Source organism: Falsihalocynthiibacter sp. S25ZX9 (assembly GCF_041205405.1).
GTDB lineage: Bacteria > Pseudomonadota > Alphaproteobacteria > Rhodobacterales > Rhodobacteraceae > Falsihalocynthiibacter > Falsihalocynthiibacter arcticus.
In genome coordinates this window covers 1-16188 of the sequence record NZ_JBGFCD010000008.1, presented here as the reverse complement: position 1 = coordinate 16188, position 16188 = coordinate 1, and the positions used below count along the sequence as shown (strand labels likewise).

At 53.2% G+C, this 16188-nt stretch carries 16 protein-coding genes; 8 read left to right on the top strand and 8 right to left on the bottom strand.

The window, feature by feature from the left end; translation table 11 throughout:
• Positions 1–27: 27 nt before the first annotated feature.
• Positions 28–1476 carry a carnitine 3-dehydrogenase gene (locus tag AB9F29_RS10425; protein ID WP_369755630.1) on the bottom strand — a complete coding sequence of 483 codons (1449 nt, stop codon included), beginning with the start codon at positions 1474–1476 and terminating at the stop codon, positions 28–30.
• Positions 1473–2396: a 3-keto-5-aminohexanoate cleavage protein gene (locus tag AB9F29_RS10420; RefSeq protein WP_369755628.1), complete on the bottom strand. Its 924-nt coding sequence runs from the start codon at positions 2394–2396 to the stop codon at positions 1473–1475. The genes AB9F29_RS10425 and AB9F29_RS10420 overlap by 4 nt, the downstream gene beginning before the upstream one ends.
• Positions 2397–2537: 141 nt before the next feature.
• Here AB9F29_RS10420 and AB9F29_RS10415 point away from each other — a divergent pair, with 141 nt between their 5' ends.
• Positions 2538–3491 carry a GlxA family transcriptional regulator gene (locus AB9F29_RS10415; protein ID WP_369755627.1) on the top strand — a complete coding sequence of 318 codons (954 nt, stop codon included), beginning with the start codon at positions 2538–2540 and terminating at the stop codon, positions 3489–3491.
• Positions 3492–3512: 21 nt separating this feature from the next.
• Here AB9F29_RS10415 and AB9F29_RS10410 read toward each other — a convergent pair whose 3' ends face one another.
• Positions 3513–4415: an alpha/beta hydrolase gene (locus AB9F29_RS10410; RefSeq protein WP_369755626.1), complete on the bottom strand. Its 903-nt coding sequence runs from the start codon at positions 4413–4415 to the stop codon at positions 3513–3515.
• A 518-nt stretch (positions 4416–4933) separates the two neighbouring features.
• Between AB9F29_RS10410 and AB9F29_RS10405 the strand changes: the two genes are divergently transcribed.
• Positions 4934–6094 carry a WD40/YVTN/BNR-like repeat-containing protein gene (locus AB9F29_RS10405; RefSeq protein WP_369755625.1) on the top strand — a complete coding sequence of 387 codons (1161 nt, stop codon included), beginning with the start codon at positions 4934–4936 and terminating at the stop codon, positions 6092–6094.
• Between the two features lie 71 nt (positions 6095–6165).
• Here the strand turns inward: AB9F29_RS10405 and AB9F29_RS10400 are convergent, their stop codons facing one another.
• Positions 6166–7512 (bottom strand): MFS transporter, encoded by a 1347-nt coding sequence (locus AB9F29_RS10400; RefSeq protein ID WP_369755624.1) that lies wholly within the window; start codon positions 7510–7512, stop codon positions 6166–6168.
• 90 nt (positions 7513–7602) lie between these two features.
• On the opposite strand from AB9F29_RS10400, the gene AB9F29_RS10395 reads away from it, so the two are divergent.
• A complete protein-coding gene (locus tag AB9F29_RS10395; RefSeq protein WP_369755623.1) occupies positions 7603–8511 on the top strand; it encodes a LysR family transcriptional regulator in 909 nt (302 codons plus the stop codon).
• Positions 8512–8773: 262 nt separating this feature from the next.
• On the opposite strand, the gene AB9F29_RS10390 is transcribed toward AB9F29_RS10395, so the two are convergent.
• On the bottom strand, positions 8774–9220 hold the full coding sequence (locus AB9F29_RS10390) for a hypothetical protein (RefSeq protein WP_369755621.1): 447 nt from the start codon (positions 9218–9220) through the stop codon (positions 8774–8776).
• 592 nt (positions 9221–9812) lie between these two features.
• On the opposite strand from AB9F29_RS10390, the gene AB9F29_RS10385 reads away from it, so the two are divergent.
• The gene (locus AB9F29_RS10385) at positions 9813–10112 is read left to right on the top strand and encodes a hypothetical protein (RefSeq protein ID WP_335586890.1); all 300 of its coding nucleotides are present in this window, start codon (positions 9813–9815) and stop codon (positions 10110–10112) included.
• A gap of 3 nt (positions 10113–10115) precedes the next feature.
• Positions 10116–10892 carry a methyltransferase domain-containing protein gene (locus AB9F29_RS10380; protein ID WP_369755620.1) on the top strand — a complete coding sequence of 259 codons (777 nt, stop codon included), beginning with the start codon at positions 10116–10118 and terminating at the stop codon, positions 10890–10892.
• 155 nt (positions 10893–11047) lie between these two features.
• Here the strand turns inward: AB9F29_RS10380 and AB9F29_RS10375 are convergent, their stop codons facing one another.
• A complete protein-coding gene (locus tag AB9F29_RS10375) occupies positions 11048–11722 on the bottom strand; it encodes a gamma-glutamylcyclotransferase (RefSeq protein ID WP_369755619.1) in 675 nt (224 codons plus the stop codon).
• 679 nt (positions 11723–12401) lie between these two features.
• Between AB9F29_RS10375 and AB9F29_RS10370 the strand changes: the two genes are divergently transcribed.
• From AB9F29_RS10370 to AB9F29_RS10360, 3 genes are all read left to right on the top strand, one after another.
• Entirely contained in the window at positions 12402–12956 is a 555-nt protein-coding gene (locus tag AB9F29_RS10370; RefSeq protein ID WP_369755618.1) for an Arm DNA-binding domain-containing protein, read from the top strand.
• Complete coding sequence (locus AB9F29_RS10365; protein WP_369755617.1) at positions 12889–13671, top strand: tyrosine-type recombinase/integrase; 783 nt, start codon at positions 12889–12891, stop codon at positions 13669–13671. Before AB9F29_RS10370 ends, AB9F29_RS10365 begins: the two co-directional genes overlap by 68 nt.
• Before the next feature lie 290 nt (positions 13672–13961).
• Positions 13962–14453, top strand: coding sequence for a fasciclin domain-containing protein (locus AB9F29_RS10360; RefSeq protein ID WP_335586885.1), 492 nt, complete (start codon positions 13962–13964; stop codon positions 14451–14453).
• Between the two features lie 425 nt (positions 14454–14878).
• On the opposite strand, the gene AB9F29_RS10355 is transcribed toward AB9F29_RS10360, so the two are convergent.
• Positions 14879–15514: a DUF3047 domain-containing protein gene (locus tag AB9F29_RS10355; RefSeq protein ID WP_369755616.1), complete on the bottom strand. Its 636-nt coding sequence runs from the start codon at positions 15512–15514 to the stop codon at positions 14879–14881.
• A 29-nt stretch (positions 15515–15543) separates the two neighbouring features.
• The gene (locus AB9F29_RS10350; RefSeq protein WP_369755615.1) at positions 15544–15840 is read right to left on the bottom strand and encodes a hypothetical protein; all 297 of its coding nucleotides are present in this window, start codon (positions 15838–15840) and stop codon (positions 15544–15546) included.
• Between the last annotated feature and the right edge of the window lie 348 nt (positions 15841–16188).

Genomic DNA, 16188 nt, shown 5'->3' with positions numbered 1-16188 from the left:
TTTCTCACCGTTGTCCGGCGACGTATTTCAGCTGCGATCTGATTGACCGACATAACGACCTGCGCCTTCTGGTGGTGGCATCCCTGAGTGGGATTGCACAAATGCCGCGAGGCAATCTGCGACCGCGCGCGAAGGCAGGCTTGTTTTTCTAGCATTTAGATCCATGTGTAACAACAGAGTTTCAGATGTCGCGACCAAAGTTTCCCCCTGATCCTTATACATCCGGTGGAATAAATGCATTTTTTTGCCCGCAGCTGAGAGCACTTGCGTCTTTATTTTCAACACGCTGCCTTCCTTAACCTCCTCAAGAAAACGCAGGTGGGACTCTACGGTAAAATAACTGCCGCCAGACGCGACATACGTAGCGTCAACGCCGATCATTTCCATGAATCGATCCGTCGCCTGTGAACTTGCTTCTTGGTATTTGGCCTCATTCATATGGCCATTGTAATCGGTCCAGCTCTGCGGAACTTGGCGCGAAACAGTTACCGGAAGGTCGACAAAATCCGGTGTTGGCAACGTCGCTTCATGGGAATTAATCGTCCCGCCTGCCCCGCTCCCTGATTTTTTCAGCGCCCGCATCATGCCAACAAGATTGTCATCGCGAAGGCGTTCCAGCTCGCGGATCGACATGTGGCCAGATTGGGCGTCTGATTGACCCGCAATGAGATCGACCAACTCATCGGTAAACTCCGGCACGTCCATCAATTTGGTCCACGGCCATTTCAGCGCGGGGCCAAATTGCGCCATGAAGTGCTTCATTCCCGCCTCGCCGCCCGCCACGCGATAGGTCTCAAACAGACCCATTTGCGCCCAACGCAGGCCAAAGCCATAGCGAATGGAGTCGTCGATTTCCTCGGTGGTGGCGATGCCATCGCTGACAAGCCAAAGTCCTTCGCGCCAAACAGCTTCAAGCAAACGATCCGCGATATGTGCGTCAATTTCCTTGCGCACGATGAGGGGCTTCATGCCGATCGATATCAGGATGTCTCGCGCCCGTTCCGTGAGTGTGCTTGGCGTCAAGGCCGAGGGGACGACCTCAACCAAGGGCAGCAGATAAACGGGGTTAAACGGGTGTGCCACGATGATCTGTGCTGGGCGATGAGCGCCATCCTGCAATTCGGAGGGTTTAAACCCTGAGGTTGACGAGCCTAGGATCGCGTCATGGGGCGCATGCTCTTGTATTTGCTTATGTATCGCGTGTTTTAAATCAAGGCGTTCGGGTACGCTTTCTTGGATCCAATTGGCCCCTGAAACCGCATCAGCCATCGTCTCATGGAACGTAAGCACCCCTTCCGGCGGAAGCGCCCTGTCGTAAAGCGATGGCAAACTGCGCCGCGCATTGGCTAGAACATCCCCAATTTTTCGTGCCGCATCTGGGTCAGGATCAAAGACAGAAACATCCCATCCATTCAGCAAAAAACGGGCAACCCAGCCTCCGCCAATCACCCCACCACCAACTATCGTCGCTTTCATCCGCGCGCCCCTTTCGGTGCTCGTTTTACCAGAGCCAGTTTTTCCCGAACCTCTTGCGGACCCATAATCTTGGCCCCCATTCCCTCAATCACGCCCACGGCCTTTTCGACCAGCTGCGCATTGGTGGCGAGGACGCCGCGCTCCAAAAACAGGTTGTCCTCAAGTCCGACACGGACGTTGCCACCCGCCAAAACAGAAGCCGCCACATAAGGCATCTGATCGCGGCCCAATGAGAAGGCGGACCAATTCCAATCCGCTGGGATGTTGTTCACCATCGCCATGAAGGTGTTCATGTCATTGGGCGCGCCCCAAGGCACCCCCATGCAAAGCTGTACCAAGGCGGGTGATTTCAGAATGCCTTCCTTCACCAGTTGCGTGGCGAACCAAAGGTGCCCCGTATCAAAGGCTTCGATTTCTGGCATGACGCCCAAGTCCGTCATCATCTGCCCCATAGCACGCAACATTCCCGGAGAATTCGTCATCACATAGTCGGCCTCTGCGAAATTCATCGTCCCGCAATCAAGGGTGCAAAGCTCTGGCAAACACGCGGTGATATGGGCCATGCGCTCGGTTGCGCCGACCATATCGGTTGCCGCAGCATTTAGCGGGAACGGGCTTTCCGCCGAGCCAAAAACGATGTCCCCGCCCATGCCCGCCGTCAGGTTCAAAACGACGTCGACTTCGGCGTCACGGATGCGATCCGTCAACTCGCGGTAGAGGTTCAAGTCGCGCGAAGGGGCGCCCGTTTGCGGATCGCGCACGTGGCAATGCACGACAGCGGCCCCCGCCTTTGCCGCATCAATCGCGCTTTTGGCAATTTGTTCAGGGGAGCGCGGGACATGCGGGGACTTATCTTGGGTCGCGCCCGCCCCCGTTACAGCACAGGTAATAAAAACGTCGCGGTTCATAGTTAGAGGCATGGATGCCTTCCTCTTCGATCAGATTTCATGGCATAGAAGCCGCCCCAAAGCAGATTTTGCAGGGTGCCGATGCTTAGGAAGAATTCTAAAGGGTGCAATAGGGCAGATACTTTACATAAAATGCCATAATATGTACGAATCATGCCGGATAAGTCACCAACCTTCTGTTTCCTACTGTTTGATGGATTCTCAAACATGGTGCTCGCCAGCGCTCTTGAGCCGCTGCGCGTGGCGCATGGTCTTCCCACGGGGCCGGATTTCACATGGGAAACGGCGAGTGTTTTTGATCAACCCGTTCAAAGCTCCAGTGGCCTTCAGATCACACCGAGCCTTGCTTTGGCGGAGGTGAAAAACGTCGATTATTTGATCTTGGTCAGTGGCTATGGGGTTCGCCAACACGCGACACCAGAGGTGTTTTTAAAGCTGCATCAGCTTCGCAACATCACACGTCATATTGTTGGAATTGATACCGGCGCTTGGCTCATGGCTGAGGCAGGGTTTTTAGAGGGTCACGAGGCCACCATCCACTGGCAGGAAATGAATGCATTTGGCGAAAGGTTCCCCAATGTAACGCTCTCTGAGGACCGTTTCGTGCAATCGGGAAACCATATCACATGTGGCGGGGCCTCCACCGTCATGGATATGATTTTGAAGCTCATTCAGGACCAATATGGGGCCGCCCTCGCCTTTGACGTCTCAAATATGTTTGTGTTTGATGTGAACTGGAAGTTTGGGATCAACCAAGGGGCTGGGCTGATGAAAACCGCGGGATCACCTGCCCTGCGCGCAGCCGTCAACACTATGGCAGACAATATTGAGCACCCCGTTTCCCTCTCGGATATTGCGGCTGCTACCTCGACATCCCTGCGAAGTTTGAACCGCATTTTCTTAAATGAGCTGCAAATGCCGCCCGGAAAATACTACCAGCTTCTGCGATTAACGCGTGCGCGGGACATGGCGGTGGAAACACACCTCTCGGTAATTCAGATTTCGCTCCTGACGGGCTTTTCTTCGGCTTCAGCGCTTAGCCGCGCCTTTTCCATGCACTATAAAATGCGCATCAGTTCCGTGCGTAAACGAAAACAGGTTCTTTAGATACCAGTGCGAAGGGGCTGTTCAGGCAAGAAATACCCGCGCCGCCGCAATGATCGCGGCAAAACTGTCGCGCGCCCTCTGACTTCGGTGGCGAGCCCGTAAATACCCATGGATCAGTTGCGGCTCGTTGCGCCACGTGGCCTCTACGCCCGCGCTGCGCAATTTCTCAACATAGGCAGGCCCCTCATCGCGCAAGGGATCCACATCCGCCGTTACGACAAAGGCAGGCGGTAAATTGGCAAAATCCCGCGCCCGAAGAGGAGAGAGTTCGGGGTCGTCTTCATCCTGACAATCGCCCTTATAGAGGGTTTCATAATGCGCCAAATCGACAGTCCGAAGGAGCGGAGCCTCCGCGTTATCCACAAACGAAGGCAACGTCTTGTCGCCGCCAAGCCCCGGATAAATCAAGATCTGTGCCAGTGGCATTGGCCCCCCGACCCTGCGCAAACGCAAACACAGCGCCGCACTAAGTCGCGCCCCCGCACTATCGCCAACAACGATGGCTCCTCGCCCATCTGCGGTTAATTTCCGCCAAACCGTTTCGACATCATCCAACGCCGCCGGATAGCTATGTTCCGGACACAAACGATAATGACTGGACCAAACCTCGACCCCCGTCGCCGCCGCAAGTTCCGCGCAGACGTCATCGTGACTGTCCAACGACCCCACGACGAAACCACCGCCGTGCGTATAAAGTATTGCCCCCTTGCCGGAAGTTTTCGATCGGTATTGGCGCACAGGAATACCGCCAACTTCGATATCTAGAACCGTGACACCTTCGGGATGCGGCGCCCAAAATACCGCGCACATGGCATCATAATACATGCGGTTTTCCTCCGGTGTGGCCAGATTGGCCTCGGACGGGTATGCAGCTTCGGTCTCTGCGATGAATTTTAAAACCTCTGGGTCGGTGACTTGTGCCATCAGCGCTTATTTCTTTTCATTTAGGTGCCGCGCGAAGTCTGCTTTCGCGCTCTACAATGCGATTTACTGCGTCACACAATGCCGATCCGCGTTGGCTCTGACTATAGAATGCTAAACTTTGACGACAACAATCATCCAGTGCGGTTATCGGTCTTTATTCCAAGGTGAGGCGTGTCAATAACGAAACGCACACGCTCCTTTTTTACCCCACCTTTAATGTCTCCCATCGCGGGAGACGTTCAGTGCATAATCATCACCAAATCTTAGCGCAGTGTCGACAATTAATCTCGGTTGCGCGGCATGCTGGCACATAGTGTTCCCTCTATTGAGTTCTTGGCGACTTCTCATCTCCTAGAGGTGAATCAAACGGAGTTTACTCCGTAAAGTTACTGGGTCCGCAATTTCACACATATCGCGCATCATTGGCGCGGTCCGAGACGGGTACGACGACAAATTCACACTAGGCGCTTGGGGGCGTGATTGCTATTATGTGTGTAGTTCCAGGGAGTGTAAATCTCATGTCTGTAAACAATATCAATGTACTTGTTGGCACGACCAAGGGTGTTTTTCTATTGTCTGGCGGCACCAACCGCGAGGGCTGGAAGGTGCGCGGGCCTTACTGTGACGGCTGGCCAATTAACCACGTTGTGGGAGATGCCAAAACTGGGACGCTGTGGGCTGGCGGTGGAGGTGATTGGCACGGAGCGGGCATTTGGCGCTCAACCGATGGCGGTGAAAGCTGGCAGGTCACCCGCTTATCAAAAGGCAAGATGGACGAATGGGCCGCCAACGATCCAGACTTCGCCAAGATGATAGGCTGGACCGATGAGGCGCTGCCGTTTTCTGAGGACTTTTCCCAGATATGGTCGCTAAACTTCAGTCACGGCAAGCTCTACGCGGGTACCAAACCTGCGAACCTGTTGGAAAGTAAGGATCGCGGCGAACAATGGACCAAGGTTGAAGGCCTGACGGATCATCCTTCCGTTGAAGCGTGGATACCTGGGGCCGCGGGATTGGTGCTGCATACAATCGTGCCTGAGCCGTCGAACCCGGAGAAACTCTGGGTCGGCATATCCGCCGCAGGTGTCTTCGCCACCGAGGACGGCGGTACCACGTGGGAGCGCCGCATTCGCCTTTCAAACGCTGAAGCGTGTCAGGGGCATGACCATCCCGCCGCGCCCCAAAACGGTGAACTTGGGCATTGCGTGCACAATATGGTGCGGGCGCTGGGGCACGAAGATGTGCTTTATCAGCAGAACCATCACGGGGTCTGGCGTTCCTCAAATGGCGGGCGTAGTTGGGACGACATTAGTAACGGCCTACCGTCGCTCTTTGGCTTCCCGATCGCGGTCCATCCGCGCGATCCCAACACGGTCTGGACCCTCCCTTTGAATGGCGACAGCAAAGGACGCTTCCCGCCCGATGCTTCAGCGGCGGTATGGCGTTCGCAGGACGGTGGGCAAAGCTGGCAGGATATGCGTCAGGGATTACCGCAAGACGCGTGTTATTTCACCGTTTTGAGACAGGCCATGGCCACGGACACCCGCACCCCAGCGGGGGTCTATTTCGGGACAAACTCTGGCTCGGTCTTTGCCAGTTCCGACGAGGGCGAAACATGGCAAGAGATCGCGCGACATCTGCCGACAATACTTTCGGTGGAAATCTTAGACGGCCCATAAAGAGCTAGGTCCCCTTGCTCCTGCAATAGGATGGCTTGCGGAGCATTGCTTTTGCTATGAAAATTATCCCTTCATTTCACGGCAGGGTTCAAACTGACCTTCATCGCGATGGCACCGAGGAGGAAGCTTGCGCTGATTGTTGCCAATGCCACGCTTGGCGATGCCGTGGCAATCAGAGTTCCAAGAACGGCCACTCCGAAAGCACCGCCAGCCTGACGCGCGGTGTTAAGCACGGCGGATCCGACGCCCGCTCTTGCGGACGGCACGTTCTCAAGGGCTGCGGCCACGATGGCAGGCAGTGTCGCGCCGCCAATTCCGATCAGCAGGGAACCAAGCAGGAAAATTGTCGACGTAAAGCCTCCGAAAACCATGAGCGCCGCGCCTACCGCGCCAATGCTCAAGGTTACCATTCCTGGAAGGGGCGCCCCAAACTTTGCGACCATACGGCCAATTGCAAAGGCTACGATGGCTGTGGTGGCTGTCATGGGGGCGAACTTAAGTCCGACAGAAACTGGCGCGGCCCCATCAGCCTGAAGGATGATAGATAGCGAAAATAATGCGCCGTAGTAGGCAAAGTTGTAGAGGAACGCGGCCATGATCGCACCAGTGAAGGCGCGTGATCTAAAAAGCTGGAATGGCAGCATGGGATCGTGGTGGCGTCGCTCTGTTATCACGAAGGCCGCGACGGCCACCACACCGACGACCGCCGTCGCCAGCACGGGAAACGACATCCAGCCCAATTCCTGACCTTCCGTGGCCGCGAAAACCAGTGCGATGAGGGCCACCATGCCAAATGTCTGACCAAGCGGATCAAACGCACGTCGCTGCTGGTCGGGGTTTCCAACAGACATTGAAGCCGCAATATAAGCCAAAAGCCCAACAGGCAGGTTCAAAAGAAAGATCGCGCGCCACCCTAGAGTTCCGGCAAGAAAGCCACCCAGCAAAGGCCCGGCCACCAGCGCCACGGCCGAAATCGCGCTCCAAGTTCCAAGGGCGTACGCACGGTCTTTTGGGTTCGGAAACGCATGCACAAGGAGTGCCATAGAACTTGGAAGGATCGCAGCGGCCCCGATACCTTGAATGGCCCGTGCCGCGATCAAAACTTCAGTCGAGGGCGCAAGGCCGCACAACGTCGATGCTCCCAAGAAAAAGAGGAGCGCCGCTAGGAAGACCCTGCGTGCGCCAAACCTGTCAGAAAGCGCCCCCGAGGACAGGAGTAAACCAGCAAAGACCAGCGTGTAAGCATTGGTGATCCATTGAAGGGCTGACAACCCAGCGCCCAACTCCTCTGCAATTGTGGGCAAAGCCACATGCAAGGCCGTCGCGTCCAGCGTAATCATGAACGAACTCGCGCCAAGTGCAGCAATCGCAACGGCGGGGGGTAAACTGCGGGTGGTTTCAACTGTACGAGTGGTCATGGCTGTCTCCTTTTCCATGTTCTACTGGCACAACGATCGAACAAGTGATACTTATGGAGATAGAATGTTGGTATAAGGCCAGCTTATAGTATGAATTTATCGCAAATCCGTGTGCTCGTGGCCGTTTCGGATACAGGTAGCCTCACCGCTGCCGCCCAGAGGTTGGGCCTGTCACAATCGGGTGTCAGCCAAGCCTTGGCGGCACTTGAAACGCATCTTGGGGTCATGCTCATATCTCGGACACAACGCGGTGCTGAAGCAACGGCGATTGGCGACGAGGTTCTCGCAGAAGCGCGTGATGTGCTTGCCAGTCTTGACCGGATCAAACGCGCCACCGATTTGGCCCGTGGCGTTGAACAGGGGCGCCTGCGGCTTGCGGCGTTTCCGTCTGTTTTTCACACACTTCTGCCGCCGCTTCTGCGCCGCTTTCAGGAATTACATCCGGGCATTGAGGTCGTGACATTAGAAGCCAGTGATACCGAAATCGAAGCTTGGCTCGCCGCGGGCACGGTGGACCTCGGGGTGACCGCCGTCGAAAGCTATAGCGCCACCCAATTCCCGCTGGGGCAAGACGACTGGGTGGCCGTCCTGCCTTCCGGCCACGCGATCGCGACGGCTCCTATTCACAGCGTCTCTTTGGCGCGCCTCTCAAATGAGCCATTTATATTGGCGACGGGCGGGTGCACTATCCACGCGGGAAGCCTTGCTGAGACCCTCGGATGCGGGTTGCAAGACGTTCGGATGGAGGTGCGCGACTGGATCAGCTCCTTCGCCCTCGTGCGCGAAGGATTGGGCGTCACTGTGGTGCCAGAACCCACCCTGCCCTCCGACCGTCGCGGCATAAGGGTTCTGCCGTTAAAAGAAGATTTGCACCGGTATTTTGCGCTCAAACCTTCATGTCTGGCCCAAAATAACCCCGCGGTATCGGCTTTCTTAAATCTAGCTCGATCACAGGTTCAGATTCTGCAGACGACGGCTTCGGAAAAATTGCTCGTTTAGCTCGAAGTGGGTCGCACGCCAATTATCTAGCGGCAACTCAACACCAAAAACGTTTAATTTCAAAACGGTAGAACTCACAGTTCAGAAAAACCTATGGGCGTAGTTTCGCGCCCGTCAGCGCGCCGTAACTGCAACGAACGATGAATTCAGATTTCAATTGGTCGTCGAACTTCAAGTCCCCTTTTCCCACGTGAGCAAAAAGGGGACTTTAGCGCCAAGTTATGACTGAAGTGGTGGTTTTTTGAACAAGCGCATGTCTCTCTTAGGGCCGCTCGACAACTACATATGTCCCAGCTTCAATTTGGTACCAATTGTACCCATCATAACAATACTGAACCCCCTGAACCACTTCCACAGCACAGCTTGGAGGTTCCGACGTTAACGCGGTACCAATTGCCATTCCTGCGACAATCCCGAGCGCGATTCTCGCGGCATCGGTGTGATGATCGTAATGGTGATCGACATCGTGGTAATGATCATCTTGATAGTGGTCATCATGGTGATCGTCATGGTAATGATCCGCCCCACCACCATGCCCACCACCTCCGTGTCCGCCGCCACCATGTCCGCCGCCGCCATGCCCACCACCTCCGTGTCCGCCGCCACCATGTCCGCCGCCGCCGTGTGCCATACCGACCGAATATTGAGCGAATAGCAGCACTGTAGAAAGGGCCGTTATAGATGAAATTTTAAGTACAGTTTTGAACACAGGTTTTCTCCTAGGTTTAAATCTTCGCCAAGTTTAATTCAGACGGGTCCAACGACATCAAAAGTAATGGTTCTATGACCGAAACAGACCCTCGATACTTGTAATACCCACACTTTAGCCTATTCAAAGTCTTTGTTGAAATGTTTACGCACTGGCTTCCCCCCCGCGCAGAACGATGCCCCTTTCAAACTGGCCGACATGCGGCGACCGCTCAAATCGGCAAGGAGCCCCACCTAGAAAAATGCATGTAAGCCATCGACGGCCCGAGCGTTGCCTTGCCTCCTTCAACCCCTGAAATCACCGTGAACTAGGGGATAAAATACGCCGCGGATTAGGGCATAATCCAGACAAGAGGATTAAAAACAGTTCAGAGCGCCCATTGATTTTCATATTCAAATATATCGGCAAATGATTGGCGTAACTCCGCAATTCGAACTCGGCGCGACCGATCGCTTTTGTCGCAGTTGCTCTACTCTGCGCCACGATAGCAACGGCGAAGGCCCCTCAAGCTGACTTAGTCCTAAAAATATGCTATATTACCTTAAGTTGGTAGGTATTTGATGGCAAAGACGGCGATTGGGAGGCTTGCGATATGATCATCCGAATATTTCAAGTGGTTGCGAGATCGGGTAAAGAGGAGGAGTTTAGTAAATTCTTCCACGAGACTGCGATCCCAATGATGCGCGCAACAAAAGGCATCGTCCAAGTGTTGCCCGGCGCCCCTCGTCCGGACTCTCCAAGGGAATTTAGTTTTGTGATGGTTTGGGACAGTCTGGACGCATTAAAAGCCTTCGCCGGTGAAGACTATCAGAGCCCCCATATTGATCCTGCCGAGGCCGAATTGGTCGAAACTCGGAGGATAACGCATTACGACCTCGTTGAGGCGGGCTAAGCGATGTTGGAGTTCGACGCCAAAACAACCCGATTGCTGGAAGTCGCCTATCAAGGGGCGGATGTCACCCGAAGACGCCAAGCGTCTTTTGATGCCCTGCAACCTGCCCCTGGCGAAACCATTCTGGATATCGGCTGTGGCAATGGTCTTCTAACATTGGAGTTAGCGCGGGCTGTTGGAACCGCGGGAAAAGTGGTCGGTATTGATCCAAGCCCTGATATGCGAACGGCTGCGATTGCGCGGTGCAAAGAGTTTGAAACCGTCGATATTTTGGATGCTCAAGCCATCGGAATACCGATGAAGGATGGGAGCGCCGACAAAGCGGCCTCAATACAGGTGTTCGAATATGTGGAGGATTTGCCCGCCGCATCAAAAGAGGTCTTTCGGGTATTGCGGAAGGGGGGACGATTGGCGATTGGGGTTCTCCATCTCGATAGTCTGATCTGGCACAGTGATGAACCAGATCGCATGGCGCGGATGATTGCAGCTTGGGACCACCATTTTGTGGAGCGGCGTATCCCCGCGGTTCTGCCTTCGTTTTTACGGGAGGCCGGATTTGTCGTCGACGAGATAAAGCCCGTGACCGTCTGCGATTATGTTTTAAAAACAGACGGGCTGGCAAATTTGATGATGCACGTCATGGAAGCCTATGTCGTAGGCCAAGGCCACATTTCTGAAAATGAGGGTCGCTTATGGAGAGAGGAACAACACGCTCTTGCAAAAAAGGGTCGCTTTTTCTTTTCGATCACGCATTTCGTCATTTGCGCGCGAAAGCCTTAAGGTCAACGCGTCCGCTAAACCTCCGTTTGGACGTTTTTAGGTTTTAATTGCTGTCGCCACAGTTCGAGAGCACGATGTTTTGCCCTGCCCTTACTGCCTGCCCTCGATTAGTTTCAACAGCATAGATTTTGGTCCGCTTACACATTGCGGGGTGGTCAGCGGCTCAATCGTGCGGCCACCAACTTCTGCATCTTCCAAAGATAGCCATCATGAATACCGCGATCTTCCAAATGCTCCACCGTGCTGCGTAGGTACTCGGCCATTGATCCGCGCTCCCCGGCCGCCGTCGCAAGCGCCTCGACAATTACGTCTTCCGCGAGGTCTGGAAGATAAGCTGGGTGCGACGTATCAAGCACGACAATAAGGGCGCGAATTGGGCCGCTGTCGGTGCGGACGTCGGCCCATTTCATATGCAATTTCTCCCACTGGATCGGGTGTTCACGGCGCACTACTCGTTCGAGATTTTCTCTGAGGGTCACATTGGGCAATCGAAAGGCCACACCGCGGCAAGATCCACCACTTTCAAGGCCCAACATGATGCCGGGTCGTTCTGGAGTGCCGCGATAGATCCGCACCCATCCGAGGCAAAAAGAACGTCGATAGCCAGCGAGTGTGCCCAATCGCTCTTCCACGAAATCAAATTCTGGGCTCCAGATTAGCGAACCATAGGCAAAGATCCAGACCTCACCTGAAGGGGGTGCGCCGGCCAACAATTCCTCAACAGCGCCTGCATAATCTACGTCCGTCGGCAAATCGTCCCGTGAGGAGAGTTTTCCGCTCTCTCCTTCAAACGGAGGAACGCGGGAGACAAGCTCCTTGGTCAAATCCATCTGGCGGGGCTCCATTGCTTGTTACTCCATTTTATTGTCACAACTTCGCGTATTAGAAATCGGGGGAAAGACGGCCATAAATACCGTCGCGCCCTCTTTGCTGCCGCAGCTAAAACAGTCTGATGACAAAAGTTTAGTCAGAGTCTCTCGCCGAAAGCTATTTTGCAAATAGAGTGAAGCGATGCCGCGTAATCTCTCTTATTGTATGCCTTAAACAGAATCTGGCAACATTTTTTCTGCTCCAAATACATTGACGCATTGGTCTGGATTAGGCAGAGGCGCATTCGCGCTGGGCCAGATTTCCTGAGGTAATTCCTCCTTGGTGAGGGCACTCCTGAATATCTGCCAACTCATGCAACAGGTGCCTGCAGCCTTTTCACCCACATCACCCTCACGCCGGACAGGGTTTCCTTAGCCATTGAACGGGCTGTAAGATTTTTGGCTATGGAAACGCTTGTAGGGGGCCAAAACGTAGAAACCCACGCGAAGATGGCTTGCCATTTATCAATGGTCGGGAGTGACGGGTTTAGACTATGTTTGCCATTTTCAAGAATAAAAACTTCAATTTAGATAGGATGGTCGGGTCACAAAAATGGTACATGATTAAGCGATCCTGACGACGGCAAGTACGAAGAATTGCAAGGCACGGCCGCCACAGTTCATTCAGGGGAAACACTCTATGTGTTTCTGCTCCGACGTGTACAAGTCAAAGGTGATGTATCGTCGTCGGGCAAGGGCAGACGTAACTCAAATCCCTGCCGATCTAGCTCGCAGCCAGTATTCCTGCCTTCCCTTGTACAGTATGTTCCGTCTTATTCTTAGGAATTCCGCGTTTAGGTGGGGGACGTTTTGGGGTATTTTAAGAATGCCACAAAAGAACTTAAGGCGACCCGAGAAAGCATTGTCGCCAAGGTTCGTCGAAACCGTGAACAAACCGGGCAAATATTTCGATGGGCAAGGCTTGTTTCTCTGCGTGGCAAAAAACGGTGCGCGGCAATGGGTGCAGCGCATCACCATTCGTCGTAAAAGATGTGAAATTGGGTTGGGCAGCCTGCCCGCAGTGTCATTAGCGACTGTACGCAAGCTTGCATTTAAAAACCGCGGCAAAGCCATGCCCAGGGGAAACCCTTTGGCCGACAAGCGCAAAACCCGCAAGGTTTTTACCTTTGCAGAAGCAGGTTTTGGAGGCCACCGTACAGGATGTGTTGCGCGTTCTGGAACCGATTTGGCTTGAAAAGACGGAAACCATTACACGTCTGCGCGGGCGGATCGAGAACGTCCTATCGTGGGCGACTGTGGCCGGACACCGGTCTGGAAACAACCCCGCGCGCTGGAAGGGCAACCTGTCAAAAATCCGTCCCAAGCCCACAAAGGTCGCCAACTCCAATCACCAACCGGCGCTGGCCTTAGGTGATGTACCCCGCTGGTGGGTGAGCCTTGGACAGCGCGACGGGATGGCTGCACGCGCGTTACGGTTTCTTACGCTCACCGCTGCACGTTCAGGTGAGGTGCGTGGAATGACGTGGGATGAACTCGATATCGGCGAAGACGCTATTTCTAGCATGCCCACTGTTTGGAGCATTCCGGCCGCTCGCATGAAAAACGGCAAGCTGCATCGTGTGCCGCTGACAGAAGAAGCCGTAACCCTTCTTGATGCTTTGCCACGGTTCAATGACACACCTTGTTTTAAGCGCCCCAAGGCGGCATGCTATCGGATATGTCGATTTCGGCCGTCATGCGGCGAATGCAGGACGGCTGGTCGGTTTGAATGTCGCGAACGGCCCCAAGCGGCCGTTGGGCAGATTTGCGACAAATGGCGGCTAGTTGGCTGTTGCTGTGGAAACAATGGGCGAGATTGGCAACGTCCACGGACCTTTTGTTTCTTATATGGATTTGACTTAATCGGTCATCGCCGCTCGGATGTTGGTCAGCGCGTCGAGTTGCCGTGAAGGTATAAATATTGCCCGCCGTTTCATCGTGCTAGGCAATGTATGCCACAGTGCCGCCTATTTGCGTAACATCCAATTCAAAGTTCATACCCAGATCAGAGCTTTCCTCGATTTCTGCGAAACCCTTTGCAATTTTTTACTGCCAAGCCTGACTGTTCGTTTACTAACAATACTTTTCGAGACTCCGTTCGAAGCTGTTGGAGAGCGCTCATCAAAATTTAAAATATAAAAATGATCCATTTTTGGATGCGATGCGTAACCCATACATTAAAACAAATGGGAGATAGATTATGAAACGAAGAAATGCGCTGAAATCGATTGCCGCAGTTGGCCTGATTGCGCTGACAGCAGGCTGCTCGACCGGAAATATGAAGGGCGATGACATTGTTGATGTTGCATCATCTAACAGTGATTTTACGACTCTTGTAGCAGCGGTTTCGGAAGCTGGACTCGTCGAAACACTTAAGGGGGACGGACCATTTACTGTTTTTGCTCCGACCAACGAAGCATTCGCAGCGTTGCCAGCTGGTACAGTTGAAAGCCTTCTAAAACCAGAGAATAGGGATCAACTTGTCTCCATTTTGACATACCACGTTGTGTCTGGGTATTACTCAGCAAGCGCTCTTTCGGGGAGCAATGGACCTTTGACGACGGTCCAGGGTGGCACAATTAGTGTTAACGGGTTGGACGGAGTTAAAATCAACGACTCGACTGTAATTATTGCGGATGTTCCTGCGTCCAATGGAGTGATCCACGCGATAGACAAAGTGCTCTTACCCTAAAAGGCAACTACAATTTGAAGTGGAAGCCCCGATGGTTTTCGGGGCTTTTTTTTTGCATTCGTTTTTCAATTTCATAGAGCGTCGATTTACAGGAATTAATCCTTTGAACAACGAGAATTTTGCGTTTGGATTTGTTTCAAAATATGAGAGAACAATTATTACTGGTCCTGCGGTTCTGGAAAATCCGTCTTTATCAAAGGTGCCCTTCGAAAAGTAGCGGGGACCAACCTGTACTGCGCTTATTTTCGAATGCTGCATTCGCAGACACAGGGCGACGTGGTCTGCTCTTAGGCCCCCAGCCTTTTTATCTAACTGAAACTCCTCGCTCATTAAGGCAAGCGCTCGCTACCAAGAAAAAGTGATACTCGGGTTTTGGGCCCGTATGACAAGACAAGATAGGAAAAAATCGCCATCGGAAGACTTTATTATTCGATACGAAGGTCTTGCAGACGTGCGCGCACCATTGTCTTTGTATCGTCGCTGTCGGACGACACGGCGAGGCCGACCAGAACGGTTTTTGGCTCACCGAAAGCCCTTTTATAGTCTGCAGCCAGATTTACGCTTTCGCCAAATTCACCAGTCCCCGCGGATCGAAGTATGATCGTTTTCCCGCGCATTCCCAAGTAGGGTGACGGAACAATGTCGCCCCGTGCGTAATTGCCCCCCCAAACATACATCAAGATACGAGCGTCATTCACCTTTAGCAGTTTTCGAATATTGGAATTTCGGTTTTTTTCAGCAACCTCAGGCGGCACAAACACAAAGTAGAGCGCAAGATTGCGATCGTCACCGCCCTTTTTCGAGAGCGTCGTGGGAGGAACACTGTTATCGACGGACCAATTCCATTTCGCAGTGACTGCGCTACTGTCCGAGGCGGGCAGTCGAGTCCATAGCAGCGATACTGAGCCGTCCGATATCACCCTTACGCCTTGGCGCGACTGAGTCCACTTGTTGCTGGAGAAAAGAGAAAACTTCTGTTCAATCCAGTTTCCAAAAAACATGGCGTGTGTTTCAGTAGCGGTCAAACCAAACGCCAAAACAAAAATGAGTATTGCCTTCATTTACCCCGCCCTATTTGTGATCCAAGGATTTACTCGTGCTCACCATCAGAGCGGCGACCTGAACCCTTTGTGAATAAATTCGGTTTCGTCGCTGCAGCGGTATAAGTCGCGACCGTAATCGCTGCGGCCCCTATCAATACTGTATGTCCAATAATGCTCGCAGCAAATACCGTGTAGCTTCCGATTGCGACGGCAAAAGCAGCGGCCCACATTAGCCCCAACGCTTGCAGAACATAATGCCGTGTCGAGACATCTGAAATGTGACGAAGCGGACTTACTTCAGAATTAAATATGAAGTTCCATCCATTGACCAGTAACTGTCTCATTTTACTTACCTTCCAATCTAGGCATTCCTGAATTTGAACACCGTTAATTAAAACTTTCTGACTAAAATTTGAACTCATCTATATTACGGGCAAATAGCGTTTTCGGATCACTTTTAAAATCATCAAGGAATGTGGCTTCTCCAAGAGCCTGTGGGGGTACGGAGTTGCATGCGCTTCTTTTAGCAAAGCCGACGTTCACGAAAATTGCAGCGAAAGGCCGCATTCCGCGGTGGCCTCAACTGGTCGACGCAACACTTTAATCTTTAGGAAGAGATGGAGTGTTTGCCATGAAATATCGTCGTAGGATTTATTATTCAACTGAACAGCGTGCTGAGATTTGGGATCGGT